The 12551-nt window shown below is 70.7% G+C and carries 14 protein-coding genes; all 14 read right to left on the reverse strand.

The genetic code is table 11. From position 1 onward, the window contains the following. Positions 1-132: 132 nt before the first annotated feature. The 14 genes from G447_RS0107175 to pyrH all read right to left on the reverse strand — a co-directional run bounded on the left by G447_RS0107175 (position 133) and on the right by pyrH (position 12524). Complete coding sequence (locus G447_RS0107175; protein ID WP_005871205.1) at positions 133-495, reverse strand: hypothetical protein; 363 nt, start codon at positions 493-495, stop codon at positions 133-135. Between the two features lie 2 nt (positions 496-497). Next, positions 498-1001, reverse strand: coding sequence for a DUF3145 domain-containing protein (locus G447_RS0107180; RefSeq protein WP_026430564.1), 504 nt, complete (start codon positions 999-1001; stop codon positions 498-500). Between the two features lie 198 nt (positions 1002-1199). Then, positions 1200-1691 carry a peptide deformylase gene (def, locus tag G447_RS0107185; protein ID WP_005871165.1) on the reverse strand — a complete coding sequence of 164 codons (492 nt, stop codon included), beginning with the start codon at positions 1689-1691 and terminating at the stop codon, positions 1200-1202. Further along, positions 1691-3475, reverse strand: a complete 1785-nt coding sequence (locus G447_RS0107190) for a proline--tRNA ligase (RefSeq protein WP_026430565.1) — start codon at positions 3473-3475, stop codon at positions 1691-1693. The genes def and G447_RS0107190 overlap by 1 nt, the downstream gene beginning before the upstream one ends. Before the next feature lie 159 nt (positions 3476-3634). Then, on the reverse strand, positions 3635-4069 hold the full coding sequence (locus tag G447_RS0107195; protein WP_005871180.1) for a hypothetical protein: 435 nt from the start codon (positions 4067-4069) through the stop codon (positions 3635-3637). Between the two features lie 98 nt (positions 4070-4167). After that, complete coding sequence (locus G447_RS0107200; protein ID WP_026430566.1) at positions 4168-4692, reverse strand: hypothetical protein; 525 nt, start codon at positions 4690-4692, stop codon at positions 4168-4170. Positions 4693-4701: 9 nt separating this feature from the next. Then, positions 4702-5856, reverse strand: coding sequence for a flavodoxin-dependent (E)-4-hydroxy-3-methylbut-2-enyl-diphosphate synthase (gene ispG / locus G447_RS0107205; protein WP_051025753.1), 1155 nt, complete (start codon positions 5854-5856; stop codon positions 4702-4704). A 123-nt stretch (positions 5857-5979) separates the two neighbouring features. After that, the gene (locus tag G447_RS0107210) at positions 5980-7218 is read right to left on the reverse strand and encodes a M50 family metallopeptidase (protein ID WP_026430567.1); all 1239 of its coding nucleotides are present in this window, start codon (positions 7216-7218) and stop codon (positions 5980-5982) included. Between the two features lie 51 nt (positions 7219-7269). After that, positions 7270-8520 carry a 1-deoxy-D-xylulose-5-phosphate reductoisomerase gene (gene dxr / locus G447_RS0107215; protein WP_026430568.1) on the reverse strand — a complete coding sequence of 417 codons (1251 nt, stop codon included), beginning with the start codon at positions 8518-8520 and terminating at the stop codon, positions 7270-7272. After that, positions 8520-9071 carry a DivIVA domain-containing protein gene (locus G447_RS0107220; RefSeq protein WP_005871185.1) on the reverse strand — a complete coding sequence of 184 codons (552 nt, stop codon included), beginning with the start codon at positions 9069-9071 and terminating at the stop codon, positions 8520-8522. The genes dxr and G447_RS0107220 overlap by 1 nt, the downstream gene beginning before the upstream one ends. Further along, positions 9068-10315 (reverse strand): dual-specificity RNA methyltransferase RlmN, encoded by a 1248-nt coding sequence (gene rlmN / locus G447_RS0107225; RefSeq protein WP_243442332.1) that lies wholly within the window; start codon positions 10313-10315, stop codon positions 9068-9070. The genes G447_RS0107220 and rlmN overlap by 4 nt, the downstream gene beginning before the upstream one ends. Beyond that, entirely contained in the window at positions 10312-11220 is a 909-nt protein-coding gene (locus G447_RS0107230) for a phosphatidate cytidylyltransferase (RefSeq protein ID WP_005868745.1), read from the reverse strand. Before G447_RS0107230 ends, rlmN begins: the two co-directional genes overlap by 4 nt. After that, positions 11220-11777 carry a ribosome recycling factor gene (frr, locus tag G447_RS0107235; RefSeq protein WP_005868738.1) on the reverse strand — a complete coding sequence of 186 codons (558 nt, stop codon included), beginning with the start codon at positions 11775-11777 and terminating at the stop codon, positions 11220-11222. The genes G447_RS0107230 and frr overlap by 1 nt, the downstream gene beginning before the upstream one ends. A gap of 30 nt (positions 11778-11807) precedes the next feature. Continuing rightward, positions 11808-12524 (reverse strand): UMP kinase, encoded by a 717-nt coding sequence (pyrH, locus tag G447_RS0107240; RefSeq protein ID WP_005868742.1) that lies wholly within the window; start codon positions 12522-12524, stop codon positions 11808-11810. Positions 12525-12551 lie beyond the last annotated feature (27 nt).

A 12551-nucleotide genomic window follows, 5' to 3' on the forward strand; every position in this document is an offset into this window, starting at 1 on the left:
GGAATATGCCGCACCTCCAATGGTAGGGCCCTTTTCCCCTGAAACTCCAGCCTTTACGCGCATTGGACGAGTCCTTGACCGAACCCGGGCGAGTTTATGGGCAGCTGGCGCTCTGGCACGGTCGCGCCACGGCTACTGCCCGCTGTCCCCTCCGAGTGCGCGCGCCGCTGACAGGAGGTCCCCCAGCGTGCGCCACTGCTCGATCTCGGCATCGGGGCAGCGCGCGTTCGCGGCCCGTTCGAAGCGGGCCACCACCGCGCACAGGCCGAGGTCGTCGAGGTCCAAGTCGCCGCGCAGAGTCAAGTCGGCGCGGGCGCTGCCCGGTTCCAGTCCGCTCTCCTCCAGGACCGCTTCCATGGCGGCCTCCTCGACCAGGTCCGCCTTGGAGCCGCCGGACGAGGCGGGGACCAGCTCCCCCGCTGCGCCGTCGGCCCCGTGATCCGCCGCCACGGTGGCGCGCAGCTGGTCGCCGAAGAGGTCGGCGATCGTCCCCATCGTCAGCCCACGCGATTGTTGAGCCAGCGAACGGGAGCGCCAGCGCCAGCGTGGCGCAGGGGCTCGAGCTCGTCGTCCCACGCCTGGCCGAGCGCCAGCTCGAGGGCCTCGCGCAGCTCGCCCAGGGTCGAAGCGGACTCCAACGCTGCGCGGACGCGGTCCTCGGAGACGACGACGTTGCCCGCCGTGTCCATCTGCGAGTGGAAAACACCCAGCGACGGCGTGTGGCACCACCGTCCACCGTCGGCGGAGGCGGTGGCCTCCTCCGTCACCTCGTAGCGCAGGTGCTCCCAGCCGCGCAGGGCGGAAGCGAGGCGGGCGCCCGAGCCGACGGGGCCGACCCACGCGAATTCGCAGCGCACCATTCCGGGCGCCGCCCCCTGGTCCGACCACTGGAGGTGGACCTCCTGTCCGAGCGCCGTGCCCAGCGCCCACTCGATGTGCGGACACAGCGCGGGCGGTGTCGAGTGCACGAAAAGTACACCGCGGGTGTACGTCCCTCTCATGGTTCCTCCAGTTCGCTGGTGAGGATCGTCTTCCCCTACGTCCTGACCCGCGTTCATCTGGCGGCCACGCGCCGCCCCTTGGGGCGGCGAACGGTGTGCTTCCATTGTAAGGCACCGCGCCCGCCCCCTCCAGTCGGTCGCGGGCGCGGCGCGGAGGACGGCCGCCCGGGGCCGGGCCGTGCCGTCCTCCGGGTGGGCTCACATGCCGGCGTCGCGGATGTCCCGCAGCGCCTTCTTGCGGACCTTGCGCTCCAAACGGTCGATGTAGAGGTGCCCATCCAAATGGTCCACTTCGTGCTGGATGCAACGGGCCATGAGCTCCTCGCCCTCCAGGACGACCGGGCGCCCGTCCAAGTCCGTGCCCTCGCAGCGCGCGTACCACGCCCGCTTGGTCGGGTACCACAGCTCGGGGACCGACAGGCAGCCCTCGTCGCCGTCCTGGTACTCGTCCTCCGACAGCTCGACGATCGTCGGGTTGAGGACGTACCCGATCTGCCCGTCAATGTTGTAGGAGAACGCCCGCAGGCCGACGCCGATCTGGTTGGCGGCCAGTCCCGCCCGGCCCTCCATATCGACGCCCTCCAGCAGGTCCTCCACCAGGGTCCGCACCGAGTCGGTGACCTCGGTGATCGGATCGCACACAGTGCGCAGCACCGGGTCCCCGATAATGCGGATCGGACGAATGGCCATCAGTTCGCTCCCATCAGTTGTCCGTGCAGTTCGACCACCCTGGCGGCGGCGGCGTCCACCGGCACTTCGAAGGACTCGCCCGTGCCGCGCACGCGCACCTCCACGTTGCCGGCCTTCAGGCCCCTGCCGACGACGACCCCCAGGGGGACGCCGACCAGTTCGAAGTCGGCGAACTTCACCCCGGCACTCACTTTGCGGCGGTCGTCGAAGACGACGTCGAGCCCCGCTGCGTCCAGCGCGGCCGCCAAGGAGGAAGCGGCCTCGAACACCGCGCCGTCCTTCCCAGTGGCCAGGACGTGCACGTCGAAGGGGGCGATGCCCGCGGGCCAGCTCAGCCCCTTGCCGTCGCAGTTCGCCTCGGCCAGGGCGGCCATGACGCGCGTGACCCCGATGCCGTAGGAGCCCATCGTGACGACCTGGCTCTTGCCGTTCTCGTCCAGGACGCTCAGCCCCAGCGCTTCGGCGTACTTGCGGCCCAGTTGGAAGATGTGGCCGATCTCGATGCCGCGCTCCACGTGCAGCGGGCCGGAGCCGTCGGGCGCCTCGTCGCCCTCGCGGATCTCGGCCGCCTCGATCGTGCCGTCCGCGGTGAAGTCTCGGCCCATCACCAGGTCGAGCACGTGGTGGACGTCCTGGTTCGCTCCGGTCACCCACGCTGTGCCCGCCACCACCCGGGGATCCACCAGGTAGCGCACGGGGTCGGCGCCCTCCGGGGCGTTCGGCCCCAGCACCTGCGGGCCGATGTAGCCGCGCACCAGCTCCGGGTGGCCCTCGAAGTCCGCGTCCGTGGCCATCGCCACCTCGGCGGGCGCCACCGACGCCTCGAGCCGTTTCATATCGACGTCGCGGTCGCCCGGAATGCCCACGACCAGCAGCTCACGGCCCCCATCGGGGTGCGTGAGGACCACGACGATGTTCTTCAGGGCGTCGGCCGCCTCCCAGGGGCGGTCCTCGCGCGGCTGCTCGGAGTTGAGCAGCGCGACCAGCGACTCGATGGTCGGGCAGTCAGGGGTGGGCACCACGCGCGGCGCCGGCGTGCCTGAGGCGTCCGCCTCCGGGGGCGCGGGCGTGGTCACTGCCTCGACGTTGGCGGCGTAGCCGCCCGGCGAGCGCACGAAGGTGTCCTCGCCGATGGGGCTGGGGTGCAAGAACTCCTCCGAACGCGACCCGCCCATCGCCCCGGACATGGCCGACACGATCACGTACTCGAGTCCGAGGCGGGTGAAGATCCGCTCATAAGTGTCGCGCTCGGCCTGGTAGGAGGCCTCCAGGCCCGCCTCGTCGATGTCGAAGCTGTAGGCGTCCTTCATGACGAACTCGCGCCCGCGGATCAGGCCGGCGCGCGGGCGCGCCTCGTCGCGGTACTTCGTCTGGATCTGGTACAGCGTCGTGGGCAGGTCCTTGTACGAGGAGTACATGTCCTTCACCAGCAGGGTGAACATCTCCTCGTGGGTGGGGGCCAGCAGGTAGTCCCCGCCCTTGCGGTCGGCCAGTTTGAACAGGGTGGGCCCGTAGTCCTCCCAGCGGTTCGTCGCCTTGTAGGGCTCAGCGGGGATCAGCCCCGGGAAGTGGACCTCCTGGGCGCCCATGCGGTCCATCTCCTCGCGGACGACCCCTTCAACCTTGCGCAGCGTGCGCAGTCCCAGGGGCAGCCACGTGTAGATCCCGGGCGCGGCCCGCCGGATGTAGCCCGCGCGCACGAGCAGCTTATGGGAGTTGACCTCGGCGTCCGCCGGATCTTCGCGCAACGTGCGCAGGAAGAGTGTCGAGTAGTTTCGCAGCATGGTCCAAGAGTAGGGCAACGCGCCGACACAGGGGAAACGGGCCCAGCGGTGGGCGCGGGATCACGGCGCGGGCACCGGGGGCCGCAGAGCGGGAACGCCGCCCGCCGGGCGGGTGAGCGGTCGCAACAGGGGCATCCGGGATGGGAGCGGGCGAACCGGTCACGCGGCGAGGCCGACCGCCCTGGCGTGGCCGAGCTCGGCGACGGCCCTGTCGGGGTGGGCGCGGTAGTAGCGCCGGGCCATCCACCCCGGGTATGCCCATTCGGGCAGCGCCCCGAAGTAGAGGCAGATGACGGCGACGAGGGCCATCGCCCCCAGCAGGGCGAAGACGACGGCGCACTGCGCGGAGGCGTCCCACCCCGCGGCCTCCCGGGAGGCCAGGGCGGCGGTGGCGAGCCACAGGGCGGCCAGGAGGGGCAGCTGCGGCCAGACGACGCGCTGGACGGGGCATGCGGGCGAATCCCGGGCGGAGGACAGCCGCAGCACGCCGGCCCTGCGGGCGAAAACGCCCGCTCCGCTCCACATCCACAGCCAGAACCCGCCTATGGCGCAGCCAGTGGCGGTGAGGACGAGCGCGGACGCGGAGTGGACCATCCCATTCCCCTTCGATCGTGGCGGCATCCCCGTTGGCGCCGCGGCCGTCCCATACTACCCCTGCGGGCGCGGGGGCGCCCGTTACGAGGCGGAACCCGTCAGCCGCCGCGGGAGCCCCAGGCGCGGCGTTCGGCGAGGGCCACCGAGGCGGAGCGGATCTCGCGCAGCAGGGAGGCCGTGGCCCACGACTGGGCGACGATCCGCGCCCACAGCCGCGCCCTGCTCCCCTCCCCCGCCTTGTGCCGCTCGCGGATGTGGACCAGGGTGCGGCCAACGGTAATGGGGAGCAGGGCGATCACACACGACGACTCTCCCCCTTCCCCCTCCGGGGAGTCGGGGCCGCCGGAGCGGAGCAGCACATACTCGCCCCTCTCCCGCGCCACCACATCGACGGATCCGTCGGGTTCGAAGGCGGCGTCCAGCACCTCCCACACGAGCGCGGCGGGGGCGGGCACCTCGATGCCCCGGTCAGCCACCACGTCGGCCCCGGGCACCAGCAGATCGCCGGGCAGTGAGACGGCGGCCTGCGAGGCGGTGAGCCCCATGCGGCGCGGGAAACCCGTGGCGGCGACGCCCGCGGCGGCAGCGAGGGCGGTGACGGCAATGGCACTGCGTATGCGCATGTTCTCCTCCTAAGGTGTGCTGGTGCTGCGCTGTCCGACGGGAGCGACCTCGACGGCGCCAGATCCGGGCTCAAGGCCCATCTCCTCGGCCAACAGGTTCGCGCGGCGGATCAGGGTCTCCACGATCTGGTCCTCGGGGACGGTCTCCACCACCTTCCCCTGGATGAAGATCTGCCCCTTCCCGTTGCCCGACGCCACCCCCAGGTCCGCCTCGCGGGCCTCGCCGGGGCCGTTGACGACGCAGCCCATGACGGCGACGCGCAGGGGGACGGTCAGTTCCTTCAGGCCCTCCGTCACGTTCTCGGCCAGGGTCCACACGTCAACTTGGGCACGCCCGCACGAGGGGCAGGAGACGATCTCCAGCGTCTTGTCGCGCAAGCCCATGAACTCCAGCAGCTTCGTCCCAACTTTGACCTCCTCGACTGGCGGGGCGGACAGCGACACGCGGATCGTGTCGCCGATGCCCTGGGCGAGCAGGACCCCGAAGGCCGCGCACGATTTGATGGTGCCCTGGAAGGCGGGCCCCGCCTCCGTGACGCCCAGGTGCAGCGGCCAATCGCCGCGCTCGGAGAGCTGCTGGTAGGCCTCCACCATCGTGAGGACGTCGTGGTGCTTGACGGAGATCTTGAAGTCGTGGAAATCGTTCTCCTCGAACAACGACGCCTCCCACACCGCGGACTCGACGAGCGCCTCGGGCGTGGCCCGACCGTACTTCTTGAGCAGGCGGGGGTCCAGCGAGCCCGCGTTGACACCGATTCGCAGGGACACTCCGTGGTCCGAAGCCGCCTTGCAGATGTCCTTCACCTGGTCGTCGAACTTGCGGATATTCCCCGGGTTGACGCGCACCGCGCCACAGCCCGCCTCGATGGCCTGGAACACGTACTTCGGCTTGAAGTGGATATCGGCGATCACCGGGATGCGCGACTGCTTGGCGATGACGGGCAGCGCCGCCGCATCCTTGTCGGTCGGACAGGCGACGCGGACGATGTCGCAGCCCGCGGCTGTCAGCTCCGCGATCTGCTGCAGTGTCGCGCCGATGTCATGAGTCTTCGTGGTCGTCATGGATTGCACCGACACCGGCGCCCCGCCGCCGACCGGCACGTCCCCGACCATAATGCGCCGGGTGCTCTTGCGGGGGAAGGGCGTCGTGTGGACGTCGGGCATACCGAGGTTGATTGCGCTCACCGGCCCATTATCCCCCAGTCGGCCGCTCGCTCGCACCGCTCCGGCGGCCACCGGGGGCGGGGCGGGGCTGGCGCCGCGCCCCGTGGCCCCCGCTTTCCCGCGTCAGGCCAAAGAAACCGGCTTGATAATGTCGGCGGCGATGAGGATGACGCTCATGGCGACCAGCACACCGCCCACCGCCCACGTGAGCGGAACCATGCGCGCCGTGTCCGCCGGCCCCGGGTCCGCTTTCCCGCGGGCCCGGGCGAGCGCGCCCCGCGCCCACTCGTAGCAGGCGCCCACGATGTGCCCGCCGTCCAGGGGAGGCAGCGGGATGAGGTTGAACACGAAGAGCGCCATGTTCAAGGACGCCAGCAGGCTCAGCAGAACGGCGACGACCTGGCGGGTGTCGCGCAGGCCAAGGGACGAGGGGTCCCCGGTCACCTCCCCCGCCATGCGGCCCACGCCCACCACGGACACGACACTGGTCGCCTCGCGGGCGTCGTCGGTGAACAGCGACCGCCCCACGTTCCACACCGCCTGCGGCAGCCGCACGACCACACTGGCCGTGGAGGTGAACATCTGCCAGTCCGCCGCGACCACATCGGCCGGCGACGCGGACACGTACTCGAACCCCGCGGTCACGCCGACGACGCGGCCCTGCTGGCCCTCCACGGGAACCACCTCGAAGGTGAGGTGCTCCTGCCCGCGCTTGACGCCCAATTGCTGCGGCTCGCCCGCCGGGGAGACCGCGATCGCCTCGTGGAACTCGGACCACGACGCGATGGGCGTCCCGTTCCACGACTCGACGACGTCGCCGGCGCGCACCCCCGCCTCGTGGGCCGGGCCGGCGACCTCGCCCGAAGCGCTCGCCACCGTCTGGGAAACGGCCGCCAGGGTAGTCGATGCCCGGGGGGCGCCGATGCCGATCATCGTGATGGCCGACAGGACCACGCAGATCAGCAGATTCATCAGGGGCCCCGACACCATGACAACGATCTTCTTCGGGGCCGACAGGTTGTAGAACGCCCGCGCCTCCTGGCCCTCGGGCAGGTCCTCAGCACTCGCTTGGCGCGCCTCCTCGGCCAGAGTGGGCCGGCCCTTGCGGTTGAGCGTGCGCGCGCCCTCACGGGCAGGAGGGTACATGCCGAGGATCTTCACGTACCCTCCTAGCAGCACCGCGCGCAGCGCGTAAGTGGTCTCCCCGATCTTCTTCTTCCACAACGCGGGGCCGAAGCCCACCGCGTAATCGGGGACCAGGACCCCGAACTTCTTCGCTGGCACCATGTGCCCCACTTCGTGGAGCGCCACCGACGCCAGAATGCCGACGACGACCACGACAATGCCTACCACGTAACCCATATTATTCCTTCCAGCGGCGACGAGCCGCTTCCCCGGGCCCCTCGGCCCGCCTCAAAGCACCGACAATTCGTGGGCGCGCTCGCGCGCCCACCGCTCGACCGCCTCCACGTCCTCCAACGACGGGTCCTCGACGCCCTCGTGCTCGCTGAGGACCCGCTCGACGACATCGGTGATGCCCGGCAGGCCCACCGCGCCCGCGCGGAAGGCGGAGACGAGCACCTCGTTCGCCGCGTTCATCACCGCGGGGTGGGTGGCAGAGGCGGACACCGCGGCCCGCGCCAGGCCGACGGCGGGGAAAGCCTCGTCGTCGACCGGTTCGAAAGTCCACTGCGACGCAGCGTCCCACCGCAGGGGCTCTTCCACTCCGCGCAGCCGCCGGGGCCACGCCAGTCCCAGTGCGATGGGCAGCCGCATGTCGGGGGGCGAGGCCTGCAGCGTCGTCGCCCCGTCCTGCCACGTCACCATCGAGTGCACGATCGACTGGGGGTGGACCGTCGTGATGATGTGGTCGGGGGCGACATCGAAGAGCAGGTGCGCCTCGATGAGCTCCAGGCCCTTGTTCATCAGGGTCGCAGAGTTGATGGTGACGACGGGGCCCATGTCCCACGTCGGGTGGTTGAGGGCCTGCTCGGGTGTGACCCGGGCGAGCTCGGCGCGGGTGAGGCCGCGGAACGGGCCGCCCGACGCCGTCAGCACCAGGTCGGCGACCTCGCTGGCGCCCGAAAGGCGCCGCGACGTGAGCCCCTTCTCGTGCACGCCGCTGGCCAGCGCCTGGGCGATCGCCGAGTGCTCCGAATCAACGGGCACCACCTGTCCGGGGCGCCGCAGGGCCCTCTTGACCAGGGCGCCCCCGGCCACCAGCGACTCCTTGTTCGCCAGCGCCAGTGTGGCGTCCGACTCCAAAGCCGCCAACGTCGGGCGCAGCCCCACGGAACCCGTGATCCCGTTGAGGACAACGACGCGCCCTCCCCACCTGGCGCACGCTTCGCGAACCAGGTCCGAAGCCGCGTCGGCGCCCCCCAGGACCGTCGGCGCCACTGAAGGGGCAGCAGCCGCTAGAGCCCCTCGCACCTCCCCGACGCGGTCCTCACGCGCGACCGCGACCAACGGGGCCCCGTGGGAGGCGGCCTGCGCGGCCAGGGCACCCGGGTCGGCGCCCCCGGCCCCGAGGCCCACCACCTCGAAGACACCGGGATTCGCGTCGATCACGTCGAGCGCCTGGGTGCCGATCGACCCCGTCGAGCCAAGGACGACCACAGGTACGGGCGCGCCCTGGGCGGGCACCGGGACGGCCGGAGGCATCAGTCGACCGCCAGCAGGATGTCCACCGCCCGCCCCAGGAACGCGTCCACAGGGCCCTCGGCGTAAGCCTTCTTGCCCCGCGCGGGCCTGAAAGTGGCCTGGCGCACTTCATCGGCATTCAGGGGTTCGCCGTCGTCGAAATAGGCGGCGAGCCGGTCCAGCAGGTCATCAACCTCGTCCATCCGGTAGCCCCGCCCCGACTCCGGGTGGGCGAAGCGCTCGCCCCGCGGCCGCTGGAGCCTGGGGTACAGCGTGGTCGCCCGGTCGGCGACGCGGTCGTACCACGCGGCCTCCCCCATCGCCGCGACGTGCTCGGCCCGGTCGCGCTGGACGAAGGCCGCCTCCAAGCGGTTCATCGCCCCATCGACCGCGTCGATGTCGTAGCCGCGCCGTTTCAGCGTGAACGTCGCCTGCCGCACCTGCTCGGCGCTGAATTGCTCGGCAGGCACGCCGCCCTCGTAGGCGCGCCGCGCGTCCTCGAAGAACGCGTCCACGGCCTCGGGGTTGTACCCCTGCCGGAAAAAACCAACCGTCGGAAATGCGTCGGTCATCGGGTCTCCTTCCTGCTACTGCCGTCCCCCGCGGCCCTCTTCGCCGCGGACGTGGCCAACTGGCCGCACGCCCCGTCGATATCAGAGCCGCGGGTGTCGCGAATCGAAGTCACTATCCCATTGTCGCGGAGAGTCGTGACGAATGCGTCCTGTGAACGCCTCGTGGACGCCGTCCAGATCGAACCCGGCGTCGGGTTGAGCGGGATCGGGTTGACGTGGGCCCACCCCTTCCCCCTCCGGTTGAGCTCGTCGGCCAGGAGCTGGGCGCGCCAGACCTGGTCGTTCATGTCCTTGATGAGGGCGTACTCGATGGACACCCTGCGCCCCGTCACCAGGAAGTAGTGGCGCGCCGCGTCCAGGAGCTCCCCCACTTTCCACCGCGAGTTGATGGGGATGAGGTCGTCGCGCAGGCCGTCGTCGGGGGCGTGCAGGGACACGGCGAGCGTCACGGGAAGCCCCTCCCCCGCAAGTCTGCGGATCGCGGGGACCAGTCCCACCGTGGACACCGTGACGTTGCGGGCGCTCATCCCGAAGCCCTCCGGCACCGGATCGACGAGGCGGTGCAGCGCGCCCACCACCGTCTTGTAGTTGGCCAGGGGCTCACCCATCCCCATGAACACGACGTTCGTCAGCCGCGTGGGACCACCGGCCAGGGCGCCGTCGCGGCACGCCGCCTGCGCCAGGCGGACCTGGTCGACGATCTCCGCCGTCGACAGGTTGCGGGTCAGCCCCATCTGCCCCGTCGCGCAGAAGGGGCAGGCCATACCGCACCCCGCCTGCGAGGACACGCACAAGGTGGTCCGCTGCGGATAGCGCATGAGCACGGATTCCACTTGCGCGCCGTCGTAGAGCCTCCACAGGTCCTTGACGGTGCGCCCCCCGTCGGCCCGCAGCGACACGACCTCGGACACCAGCGGGGGCAACAGGGAGTCGCGGACCCCCTGGCGCATGGAGGCGGGGATGTCGCTCATATCCGCCGGGTCCGCCTCGAAGCGCTCGAAGTAGTGGCGGCTCAACTGGTCGGCGCGGAACGGCGGAAGGCCCATGCCCCCGAGCACCGCCTTGCGCCCCGCCGCGTCCAAGTCGGCCAGGTGCGAGGGGGGCTTGCCCCGCCGCTTGGCCGTGAAGGACAGCACCGGGCGGGCACCCGCGTGCGCGGCGCCCTCGGGCGGCTGGTCGGTCGGGCGCACCTCGCGCCCCGCCCCCGACGCGCGCGCCGCGGCCAGCTGGGTCCGTGTGCTCAATGGCTCCCCTCCCACGACACGCCGGGCAGCGCGAGAGCGTAGACGAAGTAGACGACGGGCGCCGTCATGAGCACCGCGTCCACACGGTCGAGGACGCCCCCGTGGCCGGGCAGCAGGCCCGACATGTCCTTGATGCCCGCCTCGCGCTTGATGAGGGACTCGGTCAGGTCGCCCATGGTCCCCACGAACGCCACCAGAACGCCCGCCACCAGGCCCCACCACCACTGGGCGCCCAGCAGGTGCAGCCCGAGGCACCCCACGCCCGTCGCCGCCAGGCACGAGCCCGCGAAGCCCTCCCATGACTTCTTCGGGGACAGGCGCGGGGCCATGGGGTGGCGGCCGATGGCGATCCCCGCCGCCCAGCCGCCCGTGTCCGAGGCGATCACCATCGCCTCGTAGGAAAGGAACACCCACGGGTCCGGCCACGCCGACACCATGAGAACGACGAAGGACGCCAGGAAGGGGACGTAGACGGCCACGAAGGCCGACGAGGCGATATCACTCATCCGGGACTCGGTGCGCGCGTCCAGCAGGCGCCACGCCGCGCACACGAAGACGGTGAGGTACATGGCGAAGAGCATTCCCTCCGCCCCCAGCAGCCACGCGCAGGTGACCATGCCGATCGCGCCCACGTACAGGGGGATCACCGCCACGGACACCCCCATGCGCGCGAAAGCGCCCGCCAGCTCCCACACCCCCGCCAGGCACGCCACCGCGATGACGCCGATGAACAGCGGCGGGTACAAGAACAGGGCGACCGCGATGACCGTGACCAAGACCGCCCCGGTCGTCACAGCGGCCGGCAGGTTGCGCCCCGCCCTGCCCGTCGCGCCCAGGGGCGGGCGCTCGCGGGTGGGGCCGGGGCGGAAGACCGCCGACAAGAAACTCTGCGACTGATCCTCCATCAGATCGTCAGCAGCTCGCTCTCCTTAGCCGCCAGCATCTTGTCGATCTGGTCGGTGTGGGCCCGCGTCGCCGCGTCCAGGGCCTTCTCGGCGCGGTCCACGTCGTCCTCGGAGGCCTCGCCGTCCTTCTTGAGGCGGTCGAGCTGGTCCTTGGCCTTGCGGCGCACTCCGCGCACCGAGACCCTGCCGTCCTCGGCCTTCGACTTGGCCTGCTTGACGTACTCCTTGCGGCGCTCCTCCGTGAGGGCGGGCAGGACCACGCGGATGATGTTGCCGTCGTCGGTGGGGTTGACTCCCAGGTCGGACTCGCGCAGCGTGCGCAGGATCTCCTGCGTGGCAGTGCGGTCGAAGGGGGAGATAATGACCATGCGGGCCTCGGGGATCTGGAAGGACGCCAGTTGCTGCATCGGTGTGGGCGCCCCGTAGTACTCGACGCTCAGTTGCGCGAACATCGACGTGGTGGCGCGCCCGGTGCGGATGGAGGCGAACTCGTGGGAGGCCGCGTCCACGGCCTTGTCCATCTTGTCCTCGGCCTCGAGGAGGATATCGTCAATCACAGTGGCTCCTTAGTGTCGGTGGTGTGGTGGTCAGTCCTGCGTTGTGACAAGAGTACCGATATGTTCGCCCATGAGTGCGCGAGTCACGTTGCCCTTTTCACCCATTCCGAAGATCCGGGTCTTCAACCCGTTGTCGCGGCACAGGGCGAGAGCGGTGGCGTCGATGACTTTGAGGTCGCGGGTGAGGGCCTCGGAATAGGTGATCGCGTCGAAGCGGCGGGCTCCCGGGTTCGTCTTCGGGTCGTCGTCGTACACGCCGTCCACGCCGTTCTTCGCGACCAGCAGCTCGTCGCAGTGGATCTCGAGGGCGCGCTGGGCGCTGACCGTGTCGGTCGAGAAGTACGGCAAGCCGGCCCCCGCCCCGAACACGACCGCCCGGCCCTTCTCCAGGTGCCGGATCGCCCTGAGCGGGATGTAGGGCTCAGCGACCTGGGTCATCGTGATGGCGCTCTGCACGCGGGCGGGGACCCCGGCCTGCTCGATGAAGTCCTGCAGCGCGAGGGCGTTCATCACCGTTCCCAGCATCCCCATGTAGTCCGCCCGGCTGCGCTCCAGGCCCGCCTTGGCCAGCTGGGCGCCCCTGAAGAAGTTACCCCCGCCGACGACGACGGCGACGTGGACCCCCTGGCGGATCGCCACGGCCACCTGCTCGGCGATATCGCGCACGACCGCGGTGTCGAGTCCGATAGCCCCTCCCCCGAACGCCTCCCCGGATACTTTCAACAGGACGCGGCGGGGTTTGGACATGGCAGTTCTCCTTACGATCCAGCGCGG

The sequence above is a fragment of the Schaalia georgiae DSM 6843 genome (assembly GCF_000429245.1).
In the GTDB taxonomy this organism is placed as follows: domain Bacteria; phylum Actinomycetota; class Actinomycetes; order Actinomycetales; family Actinomycetaceae; genus Pauljensenia; species Pauljensenia georgiae.